Here is a 21,423-nt window from a genome sequence, read left to right on the forward strand (position 1 = left end):
GAGGCTCGGTGCAGGACTGGAATCCGGATGATGTGCGGGCTGAGGTCACGGGTTCTCGCCGGCCGAGCGATTCCCGGCTGGTGCTGGACGAGGTGATCGTCGAGGACGGGGACTACTCGGGCCTCAAGCTCGACGAGTTCGTCACCGCCGGCTGCCGCTTCTCGAACTCACGGTTTGAAGACATGCGGATCCGGATGGCGACCTTCGGCGCCGGTTCGGTGGCCACGGACTTCGTGGGCTGCTCGTTCGACGGCAGCCGCTTGGAGTTCAGCCCCGGAGGCATCGTCAACTTCGTGAACTGCACGTTCCGTGACGCGGCACTCTCCCACTGGACGATCGCCGCCGGAGACGTCATCGGCTGCACGTTCTCCGGGACGATCAAGAAGTCCATCTTCCGCGGGTCGGTCGAGCCTCTCTGGCAGAGCGCGTTCCATCGAGTGGACAACCGCTACGAGGGCAATGACTTCTCGCGGGCCCGGATGGTCGAGGTCGAGTTCCGAGGTGGGGTAGACCTGCGCAAACAGAAGCTCCCGGAAGGGCCCGAGTACCTCTATCTAGAGGACGCACAGGCGGCGGTCGAGCGGGCCAGGCCGATCGTGGCGCAATGGACCGACGAGAAGGACAAGAGCCAGGCCGACTTTCTGCTGCAATTCATCGAGAAGCAACGTGCGGCCGGACAGCGTCAGGTGTTCCAGCAGAGCGGTACCGGAAGGAACGCCCGGATCTGGCCGCAGCTCTGCGCCGCCCTTCGTGGGGATCCGTACCCCTGAGTTCGTCCATGACCACGGTTTCGCGAAGCCCGGGGCTCGACCAGGTCCGGCCCGTGATTCCGCTCATCCTTCAGTCGCTCCCTCGAGCCGTCACCGGCTGGTCCCGCGTACCCGCTCGGACGACGTCGGTCAGCTTCTCGTCAGGGCCCACCCAGGCGCCGTCCCAGACCACGCTGCGCTGCACCGAACCCAGCACCGTCGCACCGGCTCCGATCACCGAATCCCCGCCCGAGGCGTGAAGATTCGCGGCCAGGTAGTCGGTCACCGTGCCGCAGTCGATCGCCACCGCATCCGCCCCGAGCGCGACCAGGTCGACCGAAGCGTCCCGCCACAGCACCTCGTACAACCCCGACGGCACCGCCTCGAGCGTGCCCACCGAACGACCTGGCAGCAGGCACGTACCGACGTATCGCACCGGCGCACCGGCCGGCGTCAGGAAGTCAGCCCGACGGGAACCGGCAGGTACGCACAGCAGCCGGCTGCGCTCGCCGTCCCAGCCCTCCACGAACCCCGAGGGCAGTCCGCCCGGCAGGTACACGTCGGCGTTCGTCACGAGCACGTCCCGCCCGTCCAGCCAGGGCCGCAGGAGGCCCAGGGCGCCCGCCGTCCCCAACGCCTCGGGTGACTCCACCGAGACGTGCACGCCCCCACCCAGGTGGGCGACGAGCTGGGCGGCGTGGTGGTGCACGTTGACCGCGACGTCGTCCGGCCCGGACACCGGTAGCCGCGCCAGGGCCAGATCCACCAGCGGCACCCCGCCCACCGGGCACAGCGCCTTCGGGCGCAGGTCCGTCAACGGCCGCAGCCGCGTCCCCGCCCCGGCCGCCAGCACGACTCCGGCCAGGGACGTCACAGGGTGCCCAGCACGCGGCCCTCGTGTGCCACCCCGCCGCGGAACCGCGCCCACTCGGCGAGCGTGTGCCGGGTCGGGATGTCGACCTCGCCCATGTCGTCGACCGGCACCCACGCCGCGCGCAGCGCCTCACCGGCGGCCTCGACGTCCGGGGCCGACGACGCCGACACCCAGAACAGGATGTCGACCCGCCGCGGCCCCGGGTCGACCACGGTCGCGAACGGCAGCCCGACCTCGACGTGCAGCCCGGTCTCCTCGGCCACCTCGCGGACCACGGCCTCGGCCGCGTTCTCGCCGCGGTTGATCAGCCCGCCGGGGAACGTCCAGCCCTTGCGGTGCCGCTGGGCCAGCATCAGCAACCGACCCTCGTGCTCGATCAGCGCGAGGGCGCCGACGGTGTGCCCCGGCGCGACCATCCGGATGATGAAGAGGCGCAGGAACCGGGGCAGGCGCCGGTAGAGGCTCAGCGCCAGCGCGTACGGTCGGCGCACCACCTGGCGCCGCAACCCCGTCCCGTCCGTGGTCATGCATCAACCCTATGTGGCCCGTGGGTGTCCGCACCTGCCGGTACCGTGCTCGTGATGCCTCCCCTGACCGGTCCCGAGCCCGACGGGCTGCACCCCGTGCTGCGCACCGCGGCGTACGCCGTCGTGCGCCAGGGCGAGTCGGTGCTGCTGGCGCGCGCCTCGGAGCGGTCCGACTTCGAGGGCCGCTGGTTCCTGCCCGGCGGCGGCGTCCGGCACGGGGAGCACCCCCGGGACGGCGTGCTGCGTGAACTGCTGGAGGAGACGGGCGTCGTGGGGGCCCGGCCCCGCGCGCTGCTGGCCGACTCCGACGTGATCGACCTGCCGCACCGCGGCGCCCGGGTGCACACGCTGCGCCTGCTCTACGACGTCACGACCAAGGAGCCGCCGGTGCTGCGCGCCGAGGCTGACGACACCACCGACGAGGCTCGCTTCGTCACCCCCGAGGAGCTCCGCCGCCTGCCCCTGATGCCTTTCGTGGCGCGGGTTCTCGGGCTGCCGGCGGACGAGGTCGAGGCGAGCGAGCCGAAGCGCCCGCTGCCGCTGGTCGACCTGCCGCGGACCACGATCGTCCCCGACCCCGGTGGGGGTGAGCCCGGGGTCGCGGCCACGGGCGATGCCGAGCGCCCCGTCGTCGTCCAGCGCCCGGCCGCCTACGCCGCGCTGTTCCAGGACGAGCGCGTCCTGCTGGCGCACGTGACCGGGTCGAACGGCACCTGGACGCTGCCCGGCGGCGGCATCGACTTCGGCGAGCACCCGGTCGACGCGCTGATCCGGGAGATGTACGAGGAGACCGGCCTGCCGTTCACGCCCGGCCCGCTCCTCGACGTGATCAGCCGGCACTTCACCGGTCGTGCCCCGACCGGCCGGCTCGAGGACTTCCACGGCATCTCACTGGTCTACTCAGGGTCCGTCCCGGTCGGGCTCGAACCCCGGGTCACCGAGGTCGACGGCTCGACCGACGCCGTCGCCTGGCACCACGTCGACGAACTCGACCGCATCCGGGCCGTGGCCACCGTGCACGAGGCGGTCCGCCGGTGGCGGCAGAGACGCTGAAGCCTCGGCTGCTCGCCGCCGCCGCGCGGGTGCCGGTCGAGCAGCGGGGGGAGGGGTGGCGGGCGGCCGCGGTGCTCGACGAGCTGCGCCGGGCGCAGGAGCAGGGGCAGTGGGACGACGTCCGCTCGCTCGCATCCGGGTACGACGCGCTGCTGCTGGTCACCCCGGTCGAGACCGCCGAGGGCGGGGTGGCGCTCGTGGCCGCCGGTTCGGGCGAGCGTCGCCGCCGCGGCGCGTTCAGCACCCCACCCGGTTACGCGGCGGAGCTCGCCGCCCGCGCCCTCCCTGCGGTGATCATGGAAACTTCTACTGCTCCCGCGGCTGGTGTGGCGCGGGCGCAGAGTAGAAGTTTCCATGATCACCGCGAGAGGGTGGTCGTGGACCCGGCGTGCGGGGCCGGGGCGCTGCTGCGGGCGGCGCTGGCCCGGTTGCTGGCCCTCGGCGTCGCCCCGGCCGACGCGGCCCGGGCCGTGCACGGGGTGGACGACGACCCGGTGGCGGTCGCGCTGTGCCGAGCCGCGCTGCGGGCCGACCTTGCGGTGGCGGGCTTCGACTGTCCCGCAGAGGCTTTCGACGACCAGGTGGTGGTCGGCGACGCGTTGCTCGGCCTCGACTGGGCCGCGACGTTCCCGCACGTGCTGGACCGGCCCGACGTGCCGCCCGCGGAAGTCACCGGCTGGCGGGGCGGTTTCGACGCGGTCGTCGCCAACCCGCCGTGGGAGCGGATGAAGGTGCACGCCCGCGACTGGTCCGGTGAGCCGCCGCCCGGCCTGCGCACCGAACGGGCCGAGGCGGCGCGCGCCGTCCGGGCCGCCGGCCGGCACCCGCTGACCGGGGCCGGTGAACTGAACGCCTACCTGCCCTTCGTCGAGACCTGTTGGCGCCTGCTGGGTCCCGGTGGTCGGGCCGCCGTCCTGGTCCCGGCCGGGATCGCCTCCGACCGGTCCGCCGCCCGCCTGATCGAGGGGCTGGTCGCGGCCGGGGGGCTGGGCCGGCTGGACCTGATCGAGCCCGTGGAGCCCATCTTCGCGGGGGTCAGCGCCCGGATCGGGGTGGCGGTGATGGAGCTGGCGGCCGTGGGGGAGGCGCCCGGGGCGCGGATGGCGGTCGGCCTGCGCGACCCCGCCGAGCGCCCGGCGGACCGCGAGTTCCCCCTGACCGCCGACCTTCTGCGCACGGTGAACCCGAACACGGCCACCGCCCCGCTGTTCACGTCGACGGTGGACGCGCGGCTGGTCACCCGCGTGCACCGGGAGGTGCCGGTGCTGGCCCGGCGGGTGGCGTTCGACGGCGCGCCCCTCGACCCGCTGGTCGACGAGAACGGTTGGCAGGTGCGCCTGGTCACCTCGCTGCACATGACCCGCGACGCGCGCTGGTTCGCGACGGCCCCCGGTCCGGGGCTCGTCCCGCTCGTCGAGGCCAAGCACTGCGGCCTGCTCGACCCGCGCGGCGGCAGCACTCCCGCGCCCCGGTACTGGGTGCCCGAGAACCTGATGCACGACCGCTACGGCGAACTGACCGCGCGCGGCTGGCTGGCCGGGTACCGCAACGTCGCCACCACCGACTCACCGCGCACGCTGCTGCCCACCCCGCTGCCGGTGACCGGGGTGGGCAACTCGATGCCCCTCGTGCACGCCCCCCGGCTGCCCCTCCTGCTGGCCGCGCTGGCCAGCCTGCCCGTCGACTACCTCCTGCGGCAGAAGCACACCGGCGCCAACGTGAACTTCTTCAAGCTGGAGCAGGTGCCGGTCCCGCCACCGGCCGCCTACGACGCCGAGGCCCCCTGGGCGCGGGGCCGCACGGTGGGCGAGTGGGTCACCGAACGGCTCGTCGCGGCCGTGCACTGGCCGGACGACGGGAGCCTGGCCGGTCTCGCGGCCGAGCTGGGCGTGCGGCCGGGTCCCTCCACCGCGGCGACCCGCGCCCAGGCGCGGGCCGAACTCGACGCCGCCCACGCCGTCCTGCTGGGCTTCTCCCGGGCCGACCTGACCCACGCGATCGGCACGTTCGGTGCGTTACGGGCGCGAGAAGTGGCGGCCACCGGGCGGTTCGGTACGGCTGAACGGGTCACCGCCGCGTTCTCGACCCTGTGCCCGGACGGCTGAGCGTTCACCGCCGGGTCGTCGGCCCGTCATGTCGATTCGACCGGCTGCCCGTCTGCGCCCGCCACGCTGCCGCGCATGGTTGTCGTGATCGGACACCGGGGGGCCAGCGGCTACCGCCCGGAGCACACTTTGGCGGGGTACGAGCTGGCGGCCCGGCTGGGCGCCGACTACCTCGAACCGGACCTCGTGGTGACCGCGGACGGTGAGCTGGTCTGCCGGCACGAGCCCGAGCTGAGCGGCACCACCGACGTGGCCGCCCACCGCCGCTTCGCCGACCGTCGCCGCACGACCGAGATCGACGGCACGGAGGTGAGCGGCTGGTTCGTGCACGACTTCACGCTCGACGAGCTGCGCACCCTGCGGGTCAAGGAGCGGCTGCCGCACCTGCGACCCGGGAACACCACGTACGACGGCCGGTTCGCGATCCCGACGTTCGAGGAGCTGCTGCAGCTGCGGGTGTCGCTGTCGGTCGAGCTGGACCGCGAGATCGGCGTCTACCCCGAGACCAAGCACCCGTCGCTGTTCCGCGAGCTGGGCCTGCCGCAGGAGCAGCGCCTGGTCGACCTGCTGGAGACGTACGGGCTGAACGCCGCCCAGGCGCCGGTCTGCGTCCAGTCGTTCGAGCCGGGCAGCCTGCGCCGGCTGCGCGAGCTGGGGCTGCTGGCCACCGGCGTGCAGCTGCTGAGCAGCGCCGGGGCGCCGTGGGAGGTCGAGGTGGCCGGGGGGCGGCACGGTTACCCGGAGATGGTGACCCCGGCCGGGCTGCGCGAGATCTCGACCTACGCGCAGGCGATCGGGCCGGCCAAGGGGCAGCTGCTGAGGCGCTCCAGCATCGGGCTGGGCGCCTCGACGGGCCTCGTCGGGGCCGCCCACGACGCCGGGCTGCTGGTGCACGCCTACACGTTCCGGGCCGAGAACACGTTCCTGCCGGTCGGCCTGCGCCGCGGGGAGGACCCGGCGGGGGAGGGTGACGCGCTGGGCGAACTGCTGGCCTACCTGCGGATCGGGGTGGACGGCGTGTTCGCCGACCACCCCGACCTCGCCCTGCGCGCGGTGGCGCTGCTGCAGCTGGAGCGCAGCGCCGCCGTGTGAAGTCAGTCCCGCCGGGCGCCGACGATCAGCAGCACCCCGCAGCCGATCATCAGGGCCAGCACCGTCGTGCCCAGGTCGACGTTCATCGACGTGGTGGTGTCGATCAGGCTGAGCGTCGCGATGGCCAGGAGGATGACCCCCAGGACCACGGTCCGCATCCGCAGCGGCCGGGTGACGGGTTCGACGATCGCCGAGTGCGTCGGCGGGACAACCGTTTCCGCGGGCGGAGGGGCGGTCGACGGGTCGGTCGACGGGTCGATCGACGGCAGTTCGCTGGTCGGCTGGTCACTCGTCGGCTGGCTCATTTCGCACTCTCCGATGCGCTCGGGGTGGTCGTGGCGGTCGGCGTCGCGGCCGCCGTGGACGTCTGCAGTTCGATCTGCCCGCCGCCCTGACGGATCGCCACCCGTAGGCGCGGCTCGCCGTCCGGCCCGGAGGTGTACCTGAGGTGCACGCGACCGGCGCCCTGGCTGTCGTGCGTCTTCCCGGCGAAGTCGACGACCTCGCCGCCGCCCTGGTCGACGGTCACCTCGGCCGGCACGTCCGCGGGGAGGACGACGACCATGTGCCCGGCGCCCATCCGGATCGGCACGGCCAGGGCCCCGGTGCCGACCGCCTTCACGAGGGCCGGGTCGTCCAGGCTCACGGTCAGCTCACCGAAGCCCATCGTCAGGCCGTCGCGGGCCTCGGCGGCCGTGGTCGGCGCCCAGTCGCGGTCGCCGGCGAAGATCACCGTCTGGTCCGAGCGGATGCCCTCGTGGTGCACGCCCGTGCCGATCAGCACGCCGAAGGCCATGAGGACGGCGGCGAAGCTCAGGAAGCCCGCCCGGCGGCCGTTCAGCCCGGCGATCACGACGCCCACGGCCAGCGTGGCCAGCGCGGCGCCGGCCGCGACGAGGGCCTGCTCACCGCCCGTGTGGTCTCCCGTTCCGGCCAGCGCGAAACCGGCCACGGCGGCCAGCAGCGCCAGCCCCAGGAAGGCCCGGGTGATCCGGCCCGAGGGCGCGCTGGCCGCGCGGCGGCCCGGCGTGAACGGGGGGAGCGGGGCCGCCGGCCGGGTGAGGGTCGCCGTGCCACCCACGCCGCCGGGATGACTGGCACTCGCCGGGTGACCGGCCGACCCGTAGGCCTGGGCGTAGGTCTGCCCGTAGGGCTGGGTGCGGCTGGAGCCGAACGGCTCGGACGGCGGGGGCACCGGGCCGGTGCCGGGCGTGCCGGGCGTGCCGGTAGTGCCGGGAGTGCCGGTGGCGTCGGGGGTTCCGGGGGGCGGGGTGGTCGGGCCGCCCCAGCCGCCGGGCAGGCCGCCCGGCCGGTTGCGGGACCACAGGACGACGCCGCCCACGATCAGCGCGGCGACCAGCAGGCCGCCGGGGAACCAGAAGGCGTCGTGGCGGCCCCACCACCACGGGCCGGGCCCGCCGCCGGACAGGCCGAGCACGGTGACGATCGAGGCGCCGACGAAGCCGGCCGTGACGTCACCGCTGAGGACCTGCTGGGCGTGGATGCGGCCGTCGGGCTCGGGCAGGAAGAGCCAGGCCAGGCCGTAGAGCAGGACGCCGACGCCGAAGAACAGCGTGAGCGCGACGAAGACGCCGCGCACCAGCAGCGGGTCGAGCGCCCAGCGCCGGGCGATCCCGGCGGCCGCGCCGGAGAGCCAGCGACCGTCGTCCGGGCGGTAGATGCCCAGCTCCCGGATGCTGGCGAAGAACCCGGCCCCCGGGGATTCCGGACCGGGCGGTCCGGCGGGTGGCCCGGGGGGGCTCCCGTAGGGCGGGGGCGGCGGCGGGGTGGCCGCGGTCTCGTCGTGTCCCCCCTCGGGGGGCAGGTTCGTGGTCATGGCATCGATCCTGCTGTCACGTGGCTGTCCGAGGCGATCCGGTAACACCCCGAGGTCACCCTGATCCTGTTCCGGGGTCACACCCTGAGGCCAGGGGCCAAGGTCCCGTGCCACCCTGGACGCGATGAGCAGCACCGCCTTCCCCTCAGGCCCGGGCGCGCCCTTCCAGGTGCCGGTCCGGCCTCCACTGCTGCGCCCGACCGCCGACCGCAAGCTGGCCGGCGTCGCGGCCGGGGTGGCCGACCACCTCGAGCTGCCCGTGCGGGCCGTGCGGATCGCCTTCGTCGTCGCCGCCCTGCTGGGCGGGCCGGGGGTCGTGCTCTACGCCTGGCTGTGGGCCCTCGTCCCCTCCAGCCGCAACTACGACCCGGCCCGGCGGGTGGTGCCCGCGCCGGTGGTACCGGCCCCGGCGGCGGCCGCCCCACCGGCCGGCGCCCCCGCCGTCCCGCCGGTGAGCACCGCGGGCCCCGCGCCCGTCCCGCCCCCGCCGGCGGACGTCGTCCCGCCGCCGGCCCTGGACGAGGCCCGCCCGGTGCGCTGGCGGGCCCGGACCGACCTGTTGGCCGGCGTGTTCCTGCTCGCCGCGGGAGCGGTGCTGCTGGCCAACCGGCTCGACGTGAACGTGAAACCCGGTCTGACGCTGCCCCTCCTGATCGTCGCGGCCGGGGCGGTGATCGCCTACGCGCAGCTCGACGAGTCCGACCGGGCCCGCTGGTTCGGCACGGGCGTAGGCAGCCGTGCCGCGACGTTGCGACTGGGGCTCGGGCTGGTGCTGGTGATCGCCGGGATCCTGCTGCTCGTCGTCCAGGACACGGACGTCGTGGTCCTGACCCGCACGGTGCTGGCCGCGGTCGCGGTGCTGGGCGGGGTGGTCGTGGTACTGGCCCCGTGGGGGGTGCGGCTGTGGCGCGACCTCGACCGCGAGCGGGCCGCCGCGGCGCGGGAGGCGGAGCGCGCCGACATCGCCGCCCACCTGCACGACTCGGTGCTGCAGACGCTGGCGCTGATCCAGCGCCGCTCCGACAGCCCCACGGAGGTGGCTCGCCTCGCCCGAGCCCAGGAACGCGACCTGCGGGGCTGGATCTACGGCGGCGTGAACGCCGGCACCGGCACGGTCGCGGCCCGGGTCGCCGAGCTGGCCGCGGTGGCCGAGGACCTGTACGGCGCCGTGGTCGACGTGGTGACGGTCGGCGACCGGGACGTCGACGAGCGGCTCGAAGCCCTGCTCGCCGCGCTGCGGGAGGCGATCGCCAACGCGGCCCGGCACGCGGGGACGCCGGTTCAGGTGTACGTGGAGTTCGGGCCCTCCGAGGTCGAGGCCTTCGTCCGCGACCGGGGGCCCGGGTTCGTGGTGGACGACGTCGGCGAGGACCGGTTGGGTGTGCGGGAGTCGATCATCGGCAGGATGGAGCGGCACGGCGGGTCGGCCCGGGTGGTCAGCACGCCGGGCGAGGGCACCGAGGTGCGGCTGCTCATGCCGTGCGTCGCTGAGGGCGAGGAGGCGCGATGACCGGCGTGGGCGCGGTGCGCGTGGCGATCGTGGACGACCACCGGGTGTTCCGCAGCGGCGTGCGCGCCGAGCTGGCCTCGGCCGTGACCGCCGGGCGGCTGGCCGTCGTGGGTGAGGCCGGGGACGTCGAGGAGGCGGTGGCGCTGGTCGCGTCCACCCGGCCCGACGTGGTGCTCCTGGACGTGCACCTGCCGGGCGGGCTGGAGCGCCCGGGTGGCCGAGAGGTGTTGCAGCGCGCGGGTTCCACGACGACCGAGGCCGGGGGGCCGGTGCGGTTCCTGGCGTTGTCGGTGTCGGACGCCGCCGAGGACGTCATCGCCGTGATCCGGGCCGGGGCGCGGGGCTACGTCACCAAGACGATCAGCGGTGACGAGCTGGTGGAGGCCATCCTCAAGGTCGCGGGCGGGGACGCCGTGTTCTCGCCCCGGCTGGCCGGTTTCGTGCTCGACGCCTTCGGTACCGGCGCCGGTGAGGTGGCCGCGGTGGACGACGAACTGGACCGGCTGTCGGCCCGCGAGCGCGAGGTGATGCGCCTGATCGCCCGCGGCTACGCCTACAAGGAGGTGGCCAAGGAGCTGTACATCTCCGTGAAGACCGTCGAGACCCACGTCTCCGCGGTGCTGCGGAAGCTGCAGCTGTCGTCGCGGCACGAACTCACCCGCTGGGCCGCCGACCGCCGGTTGCTCTGAGGTCTGGTCCCCGAATCGGTTGCCACCGCCGGGCGAGCGGGCCTCATGGCAACCGAAACGGGGGCACCATGACGGGCACCGGCCCCAGCTGGGTCGCACTGAGACGCCCGCGGGCCAGCGCACGGTCGTACCGGCGCAGCCACGGCTCCTGATGGTGGTGGTCGGCCATCGTGAACCGGACGACCTCGATCTGCAGGTCGCGGATGTCGTCCTCCCGCAGCTTCTCTTTCCACACCGCCGGGAACTCGCCGTACTTGATCCTGCCGTCGGCCTCCAGCACGAGCCGGTTCGCCCGGTCGAGCAGGTCGACGCGAACCCAGCCGCGGGCCGTGCGCAACCAGCCTTGCGGCTCAGTCTGAGGCCGTCCGGCGAGCAGGAGGTCCGCCCGTCCCAGGGATTCGAGTGGCGATTCCGGGCTCGAACGTGCGTGTTCCACGACCCACCGCGCCTTGGTGAGCCCCTCCGCCCGAGGGGCATCAGTCAGCTCGGCCACGAGTTGTGCGTGGTCGACCAGGCCCGCGTGCAGGGCGGCGTCGGCGACGGCCAGTCCCCAGGGGCGGTCGAGGCACCGTGCGCAGTCGACGACCGTCCGTTCCGGGGTGGTGATCACGAGGGGGCCCACCCGTCGGGCCCGGGTCACCGTCAACCGGCGCCAGAGGACACCGGAGCGGTTGCCCTTGCGGTGCGTACTCATCAGGGTGGGTGTGCCGAGGTCCGGCAGGGGCAGGCCGAGAACCACTGCCGCGCTCGGACCGCAGACGATCGATCCACGCGAACGCCGTTGCGCCGCGAGAAGGATCAGCAGGTGACGTGCCCGTGGCGAAGAGCTCTCCCAGCGGCCCGCCGGGGTGTAACACCCCGCCGCGACACGATGCAACCGCCCTGACTCGGCCGCCCATCGAAGAGCCGATGCGTTGATGCCGTGCGCCGCGGCGTCGGCGAGGGTGATGAGCCCGTGGTGGGCATCAGCCAGGGCCTGCAGGGCGGCGTGGTCGCAACGGCGCACCCGGTAAAGCGTTCCGTACTCGCGGACGCTCCGTCGGATTTGTCCACAGGGGTGCAGGTGTCCCCGAAAGTGTCGTCACGACGTTCGATTCTGCCCCTGTGACAACCGATTCGGGGACACCTTCCAGGTCGCGAGAGGTTCAGGGGGTGTCGAGGTAGTTGACCAGGACGGCGCCCTCGCGCGCGTCCAGCGGGGTCGCCACGAAGGGAGACAGGCGCTCGCCGACCCACGACTTCGCGCGGGCGTTGGCCTCCGCAGCCGACTCTGCGCTCTGGAACACCCCGATGCTGGTGATCTCGTCGTCGCCGAGGTCGACGAGCGTGTAGGAGACGAAGCCCGGGACGTCGTCGAGCAGCGGCATGTATTCGGCCTGGATCAGTGCGGCCACCTCCGCGGCCGACCCGGGGTTGACCTTCAGCTTGCGGTACGTGGCGAACATCGGTGTTTCCCCTCGTCGACGACTGGCCGGGGCCGGCCCGGTTCACCCGAATCATGCAGTACGAGTCCACCCATGCTCGGGCAATCCCCGAAAATAGGGTGAAGGGGCTGCTCCGGGGTGCTCTTGCCAGCAGCACCCGGGGCCTGTTCGGGTGGGCGGATGCGCATCTCGACGAAGAGCCTCGCCGCCGTCGGCGTCGCCGTGCTGCTGGGGGCGGGCGCCGCGGCGACCCCCGCGCAGGCGGCGTTCTCACCGGTGCCGCTCGACCTGCGGGCCCTCACCCTGTCGGCCACCAGCCAGAACGTCACCACCGCGGTGGCCCCCATCACCGTCACCGTGACGTTCGGGCCGAACCCCGCGGGGTTCACGAAGCCCTCGGTCAACGCGTACTTCACGCAGGCGCCGAGCAGCGGTGACCTGGCGGGCAGCGCCGACTGGGCCGGCGCCGTCGCCGACCTGACGCTGACCGCCGGGAGCGCGAGCACCACCAGTACGTGGAGGGGCACGTTCACTCCGCGCCCGGGCGCCGCCGGCACCTACCGGTTCACGGTGGAAAATCCGTACTTCGTGCCCAACGGCGGGCAGAGCCTGACCGCGGACGAGGTCGACGCCGCCGTGGGGCCGCGGGTCGTCACGACCTCCGTGACGGCCCCGCCGGCCGCCCCCACCAACCTGAAGGGCTCGACGCGGACGACGTGGTCGAGCAGCGAGCTCGGGTTCGTCACCAGCCGCACCGTGACCTGGAAGAACCCGGCGGGCAAGGCGTTGCCCAGCGGGGTGAAGGTCGTGTCGGCCAGCGCGAACTGCGGGTACATGGCCGCCGGCTACAACCCGGGCGCGCCGGTCTCGTCCTACTGGGTGGGTTCGAAGATCGGCCTGTGCACCGTGAAGTTCCAGACGGTCAACTCGGCCGGAGCCTCGCCGACGGTGAGCCTCACGTTCCTGTAGAGATGCTCGGCCGGTCGCCGTCGGTGATCTCCACGGGGACGTCGACCACGCGCACGAACGGGCCCAACCCGTTGGTCGCGAAGCTGACCCGCAGCTGCCCGGCCGGTGAGTCCAGCGGGTGCACGTTCAGCGTGTAGCAGCCGCCGGCCGGGCACTGCGGCAACGGGAACGAGGCCGCCTTCGACCACGGACCCCAGGGTCGCCGGGCCACCCACAGCAGGCCGGTGCCGTCCTGGATCCCGCCCGTGGTGTCGGTCATCACGAACACCCCGTCACGCGGGTCGAACACGACGGCCGGGTTCTGCCCGGGCACGTCCGACCCGAAGGTCAGCGCCTCCGCCTCGTCGCGCGGCCCCCACCCCGCACCGGTCCACCAGCGGTAGGCGTCGCGCGTGGCCAGCCCGGCGGGCGTCGTCCGGGCCGAGTAGCACTTGTACTGAACGCATCTGGTGAAGTACACGAACCCGTCGGAGTACACCGGGGAGGCCACCGGACCGTCGGCCGAGGTCCAGATGTCGTCGGCCGTGCGGGTGGCCGACGCGCCGAACCCGACCTTCGAAAACCCTTGGTACGTATAGGAGTAGAGCCCACCGGCCACGAACGTGAACGAGGGCTGCGGCTGCATCTGCACCTTGTACTTCGCGTAGGCGATCAGCACGGTGCCGTCGGGCAGCGTCGTCGCGCCGGTCGGCCAGACCGCCGTGTAGTGCTGCCCCACGACCTGGTCGGCCTTCTCGGCGTCGGTTCGCGGCAGGAACTCGACGGGGGTCCCGAAGGCGTTGACGTAGGTCAGCTCCAGCCCGCCGCGCGCGGTCACCCCCGCCGACGACGTCACGAAGAACTTCGGGTCGGCCGCCAGGTGAGCGGTGTCGGCGAAGATCCACAGCGTGCGGCCGTCGCGCAGCGGTACCGAGTTGCCCTGGTCCTGCAGGACGTTGGCCAGCGGCGGGGCGGCCGCCACCTGCCGGCTGAGGGTGGGCGGGGAGAGGTCGTACTCGCGCGCCGCGATGCGCTGCAGGGCGAACGCCGCCCCGACGAACAGGACCACGACCACGACGGGCCAGACCCACCCGCGCGACTTCACCGCACGCTCACGGACGTGCGGTCGGCGGCCATCGTCACCGGGATGTCCGTGACCCGCACGTACGGCCCGATGACGGTCGAATAGCTCAGTCGCAGAAGGGTTCCCGTCGACTGGGTCGGGTGCAGGTTCAACCCGTAGCAGCCCCGCGACCCGCAGTTCGGCATCACGAACGACGCGGCTCGGGACCACGGCCCCCAGGCTCGCGGGGCCACCCAGAGGTACCCGTACGGCGACGGGGCCCCCACCTCGGTGTCGGCCATCGCGTACCCGCCCGTGCTCAGCCGCACCACGGAGGCGTTGCCACCGGGGTGCGCACTGCCGATGGTGACGGGCGCCCGGTCGGAACGCTTGGCGCTCCAGCCGGATCCGGTCCACCAGCGGTAGGTCAGCCGGTCGGTCAGCCCCTGGGGCGTCGTCCGCAGGGAGTAGCACTTCAGGTCCTGGCACTGACTGAAGTAGACGAACCCGTCGGCGTAGACCGGTGAGCGGACCTCGCCGTCGTAGGCGGCCCACATGTCGTCGGCGATCCGGGTCGCGACCGCACCCTTGTGCAGCGCCTTGGCGCTCCTGTACCGGTACGCGAACAGCCCCGAGCCCAGGAACTCGTACTGCTGCGACCGCACCGTGACGTTGTACTTCGCGTAGGCGATGATCACCCGCCCGTCCGGCAGCAGCGTCGAGCCGACGGGCCACACCGCGGTGTACCGCACCCCGTCCCGGCTGCCCTTGTGCTCGCGCTTGGTACGCGGCAGGAACTCGGTGGGCACCCCGCCGTGCGTGGCGTAGCTGAGCACGCGCCCGCCGGGTTCGGTGGTGGCCACCGACGACGTCACGAAGAACGAGGGGGAGCGGTCCTTCTGGAAGGTGTCGGCGAAGATCCACAGGGTGCGGCCGTCGGGCAGCGCGATGCTCGAACCCTGGTCCTGGCTGACCTTGTTCAGCGGCGCCTTCGCGCGCAACTGCTCGCCCGCCGCCGGCGTGCGGGAGCGGCTGGTCGAGGCCTTCCGGTCGGACGCCGCCGGCTTGGCCACCGGGGTGCCCGCGGCCTCCGCAGGGGTCGAGGAGGGGACCCCGCCGACCAGGCGCGAGACCACGAGGAAGGCGAGGACGCCGGCGATCAGCGAGACACCCGTGATCAGCGCCGAGCGCGCGGGCGAGCGCGGCGGCGGCTTCTGCGTGCGAGCGGCCTGGCGGGGATGGCGCACTCAGACCTCGCTGCTCGGGGTCGATCCGTCCGGGGGTGATCCGTCCGGGGCCGAAACGGGCATGCCGGACTGTACCGGGCCCTGTCCACAGGTCCGGAAGTCGTCCCGATGTTTGTCACACGCAGGACCTAGGCTTGGTGACGATGAGCATCCATCCCCTCCCCGCGCTGGCCCCGGCCCCGGTCGACCGGCTCGATGTGGACGTCGACGAGATCGAGCCGAAGAGGACCAACCGCTACGGCATCGACTCCGACGCGCTGCTGGAGGGGCTGAACCCGCAGCAGCGGGCCGCCGTGCTGCACTCCGGGTCGCCGCTGCTGGTGGTCGCCGGCGCCGGGTCCGGCAAGACGCGGGTGCTGACCCACCGCATCGGCTGGTTGCTGGCCGAGCGGGGGGTGCACTGGGGGCAGATCCTGGCCATCACGTTCACCAACAAGGCCGCCGCCGAGATGCGCGAGCGGGTGGCCGGCATGGTCGGCCCGGTCGCCGAGCGGATGTGGGTGTCGACGTTCCACTCCTCGTGCGTGCGCATCCTGCGGCGCGAGGCGGGCCGGGTGGGGATGCGCTCGAACTTCTCGATCTACGACGCGGCCGACTCGCAGCGGCTGATGGCCCTGGTCTGCCGCGAGCTCGACCTCGACCCGAAGCGGTTCCCCCCGCGGGCGTTCCTGGCCCAGGTCAGCAACCTGAAGAACGAGCTGGTCGACGAGGAGACCTACGCCTCGCAGGTGAACGCCGAGGGCACCGACAAGGAGCGCAAGCTCGCCGAGGCCTACACGCAGTACCAGCAGCGGTTGCGGCAGGCCAGCGCGCTCGACTTCGACGACATCATCATGACGACCGTGAACATCCTGCAGGCCTTCCCGGAGGTGGCGCAGGGATACCGCGAGCGGTTCCGGCACGTCCTCGTCGACGAGTACCAGGACACGAACCACGCGCAGTACGTGCTCATCCGCGAACTGGTCGGGGTGGGGGACGACGGGGGTGCGGGTCTCGGGCTGGGCGTGGGTCCGCAGGGCATCAGCGAGCTGACCGTCGTGGGCGACGCCGACCAGTCGATCTACGCGTTCCGCGGTGCGTCCATCCGCAACATCGTCGAGTTCGAGACGGACTACCCGCAGGCCGCCGTGATCATGCTGGAGCAGAACTACCGCTCCACGCAGACCATCCTGTCGGCGGCCAACGCGGTGATCGAGCGGAACCCCGACCGCAAGCCGAAGAAGTTGTGGACCGACGGGTCCATGGGGGAGCCGATCGTCGGGTACGTCGCAGACGACGAGCACGACGAGGCGGCCTTCGTCGCCGAGGAGGTCGACCGGCTCGTCAAGCAGCACGGCCAGCGGCCGGGGGATGTGGCCGTCTTCTACCGGACGAACGCGCAGTCCCGGGCCCTGGAGGAGGTCTTCGTCCGGGCCGGGCTGCCGTACAAGGTGGTCGGTGGCACCCGGTTCTACGAGCGCCGCGAGGTGAAGGACGCGCTGGCCTACCTGCGGGTGCTGGTCAACCCCGACGACGTGATCAACCTGCGGCGCATCCTGAACGTGCCCAAGCGCGGCATCGGCGACCGAGCGGAGGCCGTGGTGGCGGCGCTCGCCGACCGGGAGCGCATCCCGTTCGGCGCGGCACTGCGCCGGGCCGAGGAGGCGCCGGGCATCGCGACCCGCTCGGTGTCGTCGATCCGCGCGTTCACCGACCTGCTCGACGGGCTGGCCGTACTGGTCGAGGGCGGGTCGGGCGTGGGCACCGTGCTGGAGGCCGTGCTCGAGCAGACCGGCTACCTGGCCGAGCTGCGGGCCAGCCACGACCCGCAGGACGAGTCGCGGGTCGAGAACCTGGCCGAGCTGGTGGCCGTCGCGCAGGAGTACGACCGGACGACGCCCGAGGGCACCGTGCGCGACTTCCTCGAGCAGGTGTCGCTGGTGGCGGACGCCGACGAGATCCCCGACGAGGACGTGGCCGACGGCGCCGACGAGGGCGAGCGGGAGGACCCGGGCGTCGTCACGCTGATGACCCTGCACACCGCGAAGGGCCTGGAGTTCCCGGTCGTGTTCCTCACCGGGATGGAGGAGGGCACGTTCCCGCACATGCGCGCGCTCGAGGCGCTGCGTTCGGGCAACGTGAAGGAGCTGGCCGAGGAGCGGCGGCTCGCGTACGTGGGGCTGACCCGGGCCCGGGAGCGGCTGTACCTGTCCCGGGCCGCGGTGCGCAGCGCGTGGGGGCAGCCGAACTACTCGCCGGCCAGCCGGTTCCTGGAGGAGATCCCACCGACGCTGGTCACCTGGCGACGTAGCGAGACGACGGCGATGCGTCCGTCGTCCACGCCCGCGGTGGCCCGCCTGGCGCAGCGGCCGGGGGTGAAGTCGCCGGGCAACCGGGAGGTGATCCACCTGGAGCCGGGCGACAAGGTGACGCACGACGCGTTCGGCCTCGGCACCGTGGTGGGGGTGGCCGGGTCCGGTGACAAGGCGGTCGCGACGGTGGACTTCCGGGACCAGGGCGAGAAGCGGCTGCTGCTGCGCTACGCCCCCGTCGAGAAGCTGTAGGACACCAGCCCCCGACAGTGCTGGGCCCCGGCCGCGAAGCGCAGAGGCTTCGCGACCGGGGCCGCCGCGGCCGAACTCAGACGGGAACGGCCCCGTCGGCGGGGACGTCCTCCTTCTTCGCGTTGATCAGCAGCACGGCGAGCAACAGGCCGGCGCCCAGCAGGCCGGTGGCCCACCAGAACGCGTGGTGGTACCCGTTGAGCAGCGCGAACGGCGTGAGCTGGGCTGCGTTCGCCGGGTTGGTGAGGTTGGCCGCGAAGTACCCGGTCACACCGGAGGCGAAGACCGTGTTCAGCAGCGCCGTGCCGAGCGAGCCGCCGACCTGCTGTGAGCTGTTCAGCACGGCACTGGCCACGCCGGCGTCGTGGCCGCCGACCCCGACCAGCGCCACGCTGGAGACCGGGATGAACACGTTCGCCATGCCGATGCTCATCAGCAGCTCCGCCGGCAGGGCGACCTTCCAGTACGAGCTGTCCTGCTCCAGCCGGGTCAGCAGCGCCATGCCGGCGACCGCCATCACCAGGCCGACGAGCATGAGCGGGCGCGGCCCCACGCGAGGCAGCAGCTGGGCCACGATGCCGGCGGTGAAGATGATCCCGCCGCTGAACGGCAGGAACGCGACGCCCGACCGCAACGGCGTGTAGCCCAGGTTGATCTGGAAGTAGTAGGCCAGGAACAGGAACATGCCGAACAGCCCCGCGCCGACGAACAGGAAGATCAGGAAGGCGCCCCCGCGGTTGCGGTCGAGGACGACGCGCAGCGGCAGCAGCGGGTTGGCTATCCGGCGCTCCCAGAGCACGAAGCCGACGAGCAGCACGACCGCGATCACCAGGAAGGTGATGGTCGAGGTGGCCAGCCAGCCCTGGACCGCGGTGTCGTTCGGGTTGTCGGGGTTCTTGGCCTTGGCGGCCTCGGTGAACCCGTAGACCAGGCTGACCAGGCCGAGCGTGGACAGGAGCGCGCCGACCACGTCGTACTTGGTGTTGCCGTGGGCCTTGCTCTCGTGCACGACGGGCAGCGCGGCGGCCGCGGCGGCCAGCGCGATCGGCACGTTCACCCCGAGGCACCAGCGCCACGAGGCGTACTCGGTGAGCAGACCGCCGAGGATCAGCCCGATCGCGGCGCCACCACCGGAGATGGCCCCGAAGACGCCGAATGCGGTGGCCCGCTCCTTCGGCTCGACGAACGTCACCGTGATCAGGGAGAGGGCCGCGGGGGCCAGCAGCGCGGCGAACGCACCCTGCAGGGCGCGGGCCGCGAAGAGCAGTTCGGCGTTGGGGGCGAACCCGCCGATGGCCGAGGCCGCGGCGAAGCCGATCAGGCCGAGGATGAACGTGCGCTTGCGCCCGGTGTAGTCGGCGATGCGGCCTCCGAGCAGCAGGAGACCGCCGAAGGCCAGCGTGTAGGCGGTGACCACCCACTGCCGGTCGGCCGTGCTGATGCCGAGGTCGGCCTGGGCGCTGGGCAGGGCGATGGTGACGATCGACGCGTCCAGCACGATCATCAGCTGGGCGACCGCGATGATGCCCAGGGCCAGCCAACGGCGGGGGTCGGCCGAGTCCATCCCGGTGGGATGGGCGGGCTCCGGAGCGGGTTCCGCGGAGGTCTCCACGGTGGGTTCGGACATGCAGGAACTCCAGACGGGAATGGCTTGATCGGTTGTCAGGCGCAAGCCTGACAGCGACCACCGACATTCCCGTCTGCCGGGAAATTTGCGGAGCGTTCACACGATCAGGCCCGGGCCAGGGACTCCGGGACGACGGGTGCTTCGGGGACGGCGGGTGCCTCGGCCGGCGTCCCGGTCGGCGTGGGCCGCCGGGTGACGAGGAACGAACCGGCCAGGACGGCGGCGAAACCGGCCACCTTCCAGGCCGTGATCTGCTCGTCGAGGATCAGGGCGCCCGCCACCAGGGCGACCGCGGGGTTCACGTAGGTGATGGCCGTGACGCGCATCGGGCCGATCTCGTTCACGAGCGCGAACAGCAGGACGAAGGCCAGTGCGGTGCAGATCAGGGCCAGCCCCACCACCGACAGCAGCGCCCCGGCCGAGGGCGCCCGGGCCGGCAGCCCGGGCCCGATCAGCATGGCGGGCACGTACACCAGCGCCGCGCCGGCGACGGACACCGCGACCACCCCGACCCCGGGCAGGTCGGACAGGTAACGAGCCAGGATCACCGGTCCGATCGCGTAACCGACCACCACGAGCCCCATCTCGGCCACCGCGGGCAGGCTGGAGCCGCCCACGTCGAAACCGACCAGCAGCCCGACGCCGGCCATCCCGAGCGCGAGACCGCTGAGCCCGCCGAGGCCGAGCCGCTCGCCGGGCTCCCCGGTGAAGCGGGCCCCGAGTACGGCGATCACCGCGCCGACCACCGGCACGGCGGAGATGAGCAGCCCCGTCGTCGAGCTGGGCAGGTCACGCTCGGCGCGGGTCAGGAACAGCCACGGGACGACGATCTCGATCACCGTGTACGCGGCCATCGGCCGCCACCGCCGCAGCACGGGGACGACGGCGCCCCGGGCGAGGGCCAGGGGTAGCAGGACCAGGGCCGCCAGCGCCGTCCGCCCGGCCACCACCGTCACGGGCGGCAACTCGTTCACGGCGACCTTGATCATCAGGTACGGGATGCCCCAGGCGACGCCCAGGGCGAGGAAGAGCAGCGCGGCGCGGCGGTTCATGGATCGATTCTCGAGCATGCGGATCGTTAAGTCCATCTAGACTTGGCGAATGGAATCGTTCAGTCCGGACTTCATCATGGATCTGCGCCGCCTGCGGGTCCTCCGTGAGGTCGAGCGGCGGGGCACGGTCTCCGCGGCCGCCGAGACGTTGCACCTGACCCCCTCGGCGGTCTCCCAGCAGGTGGCCGGCCTGGCCAGGGAGCTGGGCGTCCCGTTGCTGGAGCGCAACGGGCGCCGGGTCCGGCTGACCGGCCAGGCGAGGGTCCTGCTCGAGCACGCGGACGTCGTCCAGGAGCAGCTGCGGCGCGCCCGCGCCGACCTGGCCGCCTTCGCCGACGGCGAGGTGGGACAGGTCCGGATCGGGTCGTTGTCCACCGGGATCTCCGCCGTCGTGGCCCCGGCCCTGACCCGGCTGCGCGAGACCCGCCCCGGACTGCAGCTGCAGGTCAGCGAGTCGGAGCCGCCCGAGTCCTTCGAGCGGCTGGACCGGGGCGAGTTCGACCTGATCGTCAGCTGCGACCACCAGGACGCGCCCAACCGGCACGACCGACGGTTCCACCGGGTGGACCTGCTGGTCGACCGGATGGACGCCGTGCTGCCGGTCGATCACCCGCTGGCCGACCCGACCGGGGTCCGGCTCGCCGACCTGTCCCGAGAGCAGTGGGTCAGTGCCCATCCGAACGACCCGTGTTCGGTGATCATGCAGGCCGTGTGCGCCGGGGTGGGCTTCTCGCCGGACGTCCGGCACTTCTGCCGGGAGTGGGACGCCGCCGCGGCCCTGGTCGCCGCGGGCGCCGGCGTCGCGCTGGTGCCGCGCACCGCCCAGCCGCTGCGCCAGCCCGGACTGGTCGTCAGCCCGGTGGTCGACACGATGGCCTCGCGGCTGGTCTACGCGGCGGTGCGGGCCGGGGCCGAGGACGATCCGGCGGTGGCGGCGGCCCTGACCGGGCTCCGGGAGGTCGCGTCCCGTTCCGAGAACTCATCTGACTCGCTGTAACTGCGTTGCTACGCAACGAATTTCATGCTGGGCGTGTCGGCGTGGTTTTGTGCACAAGAACTGATAACGCCGGGGTCACGGTCCGA

General features: G+C 72.9%; 19 protein-coding genes and 1 pseudogene. 9 read left to right on the forward strand and 11 right to left on the reverse strand.

Going from position 1 to position 21,423, the window contains the following annotated elements:
- Positions 1 to 8: 8 nt before the first annotated feature.
- Positions 9 to 770, forward strand: a complete 762-nt coding sequence (locus tag ACIB24_RS14125; RefSeq protein WP_398281339.1) for a hypothetical protein — start codon at positions 9 to 11, stop codon at positions 768 to 770.
- 70 nt (positions 771 to 840) lie between these two features.
- Here the strand turns inward: ACIB24_RS14125 and ACIB24_RS14130 are convergent, their stop codons facing one another.
- Both ACIB24_RS14130 and ACIB24_RS14135 read right to left on the reverse strand, forming a co-directional pair.
- Positions 841 to 1,623, reverse strand: a complete 783-nt coding sequence (locus ACIB24_RS14130) for a sugar phosphate nucleotidyltransferase (protein ID WP_398281342.1) — start codon at positions 1,621 to 1,623, stop codon at positions 841 to 843.
- Positions 1,620 to 2,150, reverse strand: coding sequence for an NUDIX hydrolase (locus ACIB24_RS14135; protein WP_398281345.1), 531 nt, complete (start codon positions 2,148 to 2,150; stop codon positions 1,620 to 1,622). The genes ACIB24_RS14130 and ACIB24_RS14135 overlap by 4 nt, the downstream gene beginning before the upstream one ends.
- A 54-nt stretch (positions 2,151 to 2,204) precedes the next feature.
- Here ACIB24_RS14135 and ACIB24_RS14140 point away from each other — a divergent pair, with 54 nt between their 5' ends.
- The 3 genes from ACIB24_RS14140 to ACIB24_RS14150 all read left to right on the forward strand — a co-directional run bounded on the left by ACIB24_RS14140 (position 2,205) and on the right by ACIB24_RS14150 (position 6,400).
- A complete protein-coding gene (locus ACIB24_RS14140; RefSeq protein ID WP_398281348.1) occupies positions 2,205 to 3,203 on the forward strand; it encodes an NUDIX hydrolase in 999 nt (332 codons plus the stop codon).
- Positions 3,185 to 5,308, forward strand: a complete 2,124-nt coding sequence (locus tag ACIB24_RS14145) for an N-6 DNA methylase (protein ID WP_398281351.1) — start codon at positions 3,185 to 3,187, stop codon at positions 5,306 to 5,308. The genes ACIB24_RS14140 and ACIB24_RS14145 overlap by 19 nt, the downstream gene beginning before the upstream one ends.
- A gap of 75 nt (positions 5,309 to 5,383) precedes the next feature.
- The gene (locus ACIB24_RS14150) at positions 5,384 to 6,400 is read left to right on the forward strand and encodes a glycerophosphodiester phosphodiesterase family protein (protein ID WP_398281354.1); all 1,017 of its coding nucleotides are present in this window, start codon (positions 5,384 to 5,386) and stop codon (positions 6,398 to 6,400) included.
- Positions 6,401 to 6,402: 2 nt separating this feature from the next.
- Here the strand turns inward: ACIB24_RS14150 and ACIB24_RS14155 are convergent, their stop codons facing one another.
- Together ACIB24_RS14155 and ACIB24_RS14160 are read right to left on the reverse strand one after the other, a co-directional pair.
- Positions 6,403 to 6,705, reverse strand: a complete 303-nt coding sequence (locus tag ACIB24_RS14155) for a hypothetical protein (protein WP_398281357.1) — start codon at positions 6,703 to 6,705, stop codon at positions 6,403 to 6,405.
- The gene (locus ACIB24_RS14160; protein ID WP_398281360.1) at positions 6,702 to 8,237 is read right to left on the reverse strand and encodes a PspC domain-containing protein; all 1,536 of its coding nucleotides are present in this window, start codon (positions 8,235 to 8,237) and stop codon (positions 6,702 to 6,704) included. Before ACIB24_RS14160 ends, ACIB24_RS14155 begins: the two co-directional genes overlap by 4 nt.
- A gap of 124 nt (positions 8,238 to 8,361) precedes the next feature.
- Here ACIB24_RS14160 and ACIB24_RS14165 point away from each other — a divergent pair, with 124 nt between their 5' ends.
- A complete protein-coding gene (locus tag ACIB24_RS14165; RefSeq protein ID WP_398281363.1) occupies positions 8,362 to 9,747 on the forward strand; it encodes an ATP-binding protein in 1,386 nt (461 codons plus the stop codon).
- Positions 9,744 to 10,436 (forward strand): LuxR C-terminal-related transcriptional regulator, encoded by a 693-nt coding sequence (locus ACIB24_RS14170; RefSeq protein ID WP_398281366.1) that lies wholly within the window; start codon positions 9,744 to 9,746, stop codon positions 10,434 to 10,436. Before ACIB24_RS14165 ends, ACIB24_RS14170 begins: the two co-directional genes overlap by 4 nt.
- A gap of 43 nt (positions 10,437 to 10,479) precedes the next feature.
- Here ACIB24_RS14170 and ACIB24_RS14175 read toward each other — a convergent pair whose 3' ends face one another.
- The 3 genes and pseudogenes from ACIB24_RS14175 to ACIB24_RS14185 all read right to left on the reverse strand — a co-directional run bounded on the left by ACIB24_RS14175 (position 10,480) and on the right by ACIB24_RS14185 (position 11,881).
- Positions 10,480 to 11,130: a hypothetical protein gene (locus tag ACIB24_RS14175; RefSeq protein WP_398281932.1), complete on the reverse strand. Its 651-nt coding sequence runs from the start codon at positions 11,128 to 11,130 to the stop codon at positions 10,480 to 10,482.
- 165 nt (positions 11,131 to 11,295) lie between these two features.
- Positions 11,296 to 11,442, reverse strand: a pseudogene (locus tag ACIB24_RS14180) (type IV toxin-antitoxin system AbiEi family antitoxin domain-containing protein); the annotation flags it as partial.
- A 139-nt stretch (positions 11,443 to 11,581) separates the two neighbouring features.
- Positions 11,582 to 11,881: an antibiotic biosynthesis monooxygenase gene (locus tag ACIB24_RS14185; protein WP_398281369.1), complete on the reverse strand. Its 300-nt coding sequence runs from the start codon at positions 11,879 to 11,881 to the stop codon at positions 11,582 to 11,584.
- Positions 11,882 to 12,040: 159 nt separating this feature from the next.
- Between ACIB24_RS14185 and ACIB24_RS14190 the strand changes: the two genes are divergently transcribed.
- On the forward strand, positions 12,041 to 12,829 hold the full coding sequence (locus tag ACIB24_RS14190) for a hypothetical protein (protein WP_398281371.1): 789 nt from the start codon (positions 12,041 to 12,043) through the stop codon (positions 12,827 to 12,829).
- Here ACIB24_RS14190 and ACIB24_RS14195 read toward each other — a convergent pair.
- Positions 12,816 to 13,913 (reverse strand): hypothetical protein, encoded by a 1,098-nt coding sequence (locus tag ACIB24_RS14195; RefSeq protein WP_398281374.1) that lies wholly within the window; start codon positions 13,911 to 13,913, stop codon positions 12,816 to 12,818. The genes ACIB24_RS14190 and ACIB24_RS14195 overlap by 14 nt on opposite strands.
- Positions 13,910 to 15,118 carry a hypothetical protein gene (locus ACIB24_RS14200; RefSeq protein ID WP_398281377.1) on the reverse strand — a complete coding sequence of 403 codons (1,209 nt, stop codon included), beginning with the start codon at positions 15,116 to 15,118 and terminating at the stop codon, positions 13,910 to 13,912. The genes ACIB24_RS14195 and ACIB24_RS14200 overlap by 4 nt, the downstream gene beginning before the upstream one ends.
- A gap of 143 nt (positions 15,119 to 15,261) precedes the next feature.
- Here ACIB24_RS14200 and pcrA point away from each other — a divergent pair, with 143 nt between their 5' ends.
- Entirely contained in the window at positions 15,262 to 17,661 is a 2,400-nt protein-coding gene (pcrA, locus tag ACIB24_RS14205; RefSeq protein WP_398281380.1) for a DNA helicase PcrA, read from the forward strand.
- 76 nt (positions 17,662 to 17,737) lie between these two features.
- Here pcrA and ACIB24_RS14210 read toward each other — a convergent pair whose 3' ends face one another.
- Together ACIB24_RS14210 and ACIB24_RS14215 are read right to left on the reverse strand one after the other, a co-directional pair.
- Positions 17,738 to 19,288, reverse strand: a complete 1,551-nt coding sequence (locus ACIB24_RS14210) for an MFS transporter (protein ID WP_398281383.1) — start codon at positions 19,286 to 19,288, stop codon at positions 17,738 to 17,740.
- Positions 19,289 to 19,392: 104 nt separating this feature from the next.
- The gene (locus tag ACIB24_RS14215) at positions 19,393 to 20,340 is read right to left on the reverse strand and encodes a DMT family transporter (protein WP_398281386.1); all 948 of its coding nucleotides are present in this window, start codon (positions 20,338 to 20,340) and stop codon (positions 19,393 to 19,395) included.
- A 49-nt stretch (positions 20,341 to 20,389) separates the two neighbouring features.
- Here ACIB24_RS14215 and ACIB24_RS14220 point away from each other — a divergent pair, with 49 nt between their 5' ends.
- Complete coding sequence (locus ACIB24_RS14220; protein ID WP_398281389.1) at positions 20,390 to 21,337, forward strand: LysR family transcriptional regulator; 948 nt, start codon at positions 20,390 to 20,392, stop codon at positions 21,335 to 21,337.
- Positions 21,338 to 21,423: the final 86 nt, after the last annotated feature.

Origin of the sequence: Spongisporangium articulatum (assembly GCF_044465595.1) — a bacterium.
Classification (GTDB): Bacteria; Actinomycetota; Actinomycetes; order Actinomycetales; family Kineosporiaceae; genus Spongisporangium; species Spongisporangium articulatum.

Bases quoted from the DNA above. Each gene is read 5' to 3' on its own strand.
- ACIB24_RS14135 (WP_398281345.1), bottom strand. From the start codon at position 2,150: ATGACCACGGACGGGACGGGGTTGCGGCGCCAGGTGGTGCGCCGACCG.
- ACIB24_RS14140 (WP_398281348.1), top strand. From the start codon at position 2,205: ATGCCTCCCCTGACCGGTCCCGAGCCCGACGGGCTGCACCCCGTGCTG.
- ACIB24_RS14150 (WP_398281354.1), top strand. From the start codon at position 5,384: ATGGTTGTCGTGATCGGACACCGGGGGGCCAGCGGCTACCGCCCGGAG.
- ACIB24_RS14155 (WP_398281357.1), bottom strand. From the start codon at position 6,705: ATGAGCCAGCCGACGAGTGACCAGCCGACCAGCGAACTGCCGTCGATC.
- ACIB24_RS14160 (WP_398281360.1), bottom strand. From the start codon at position 8,237: ATGACCACGAACCTGCCCCCCGAGGGGGGACACGACGAGACCGCGGCC.
- ACIB24_RS14165 (WP_398281363.1), top strand. From the start codon at position 8,362: ATGAGCAGCACCGCCTTCCCCTCAGGCCCGGGCGCGCCCTTCCAGGTG.
- ACIB24_RS14170 (WP_398281366.1), top strand. From the start codon at position 9,744: ATGACCGGCGTGGGCGCGGTGCGCGTGGCGATCGTGGACGACCACCGG.
- ACIB24_RS14175 (WP_398281932.1), bottom strand. From the start codon at position 11,130: ATGAGTACGCACCGCAAGGGCAACCGCTCCGGTGTCCTCTGGCGCCGG.
- ACIB24_RS14185 (WP_398281369.1), bottom strand. From the start codon at position 11,881: ATGTTCGCCACGTACCGCAAGCTGAAGGTCAACCCCGGGTCGGCCGCG.
- ACIB24_RS14190 (WP_398281371.1), top strand. From the start codon at position 12,041: ATGCGCATCTCGACGAAGAGCCTCGCCGCCGTCGGCGTCGCCGTGCTG.
- pcrA (WP_398281380.1), top strand. From the start codon at position 15,262: ATGAGCATCCATCCCCTCCCCGCGCTGGCCCCGGCCCCGGTCGACCGG.
- ACIB24_RS14210 (WP_398281383.1), bottom strand. From the start codon at position 19,288: ATGTCCGAACCCACCGTGGAGACCTCCGCGGAACCCGCTCCGGAGCCC.
- ACIB24_RS14215 (WP_398281386.1), bottom strand. From the start codon at position 20,340: ATGAACCGCCGCGCCGCGCTGCTCTTCCTCGCCCTGGGCGTCGCCTGG.
- ACIB24_RS14220 (WP_398281389.1), top strand. From the start codon at position 20,390: ATGGAATCGTTCAGTCCGGACTTCATCATGGATCTGCGCCGCCTGCGG.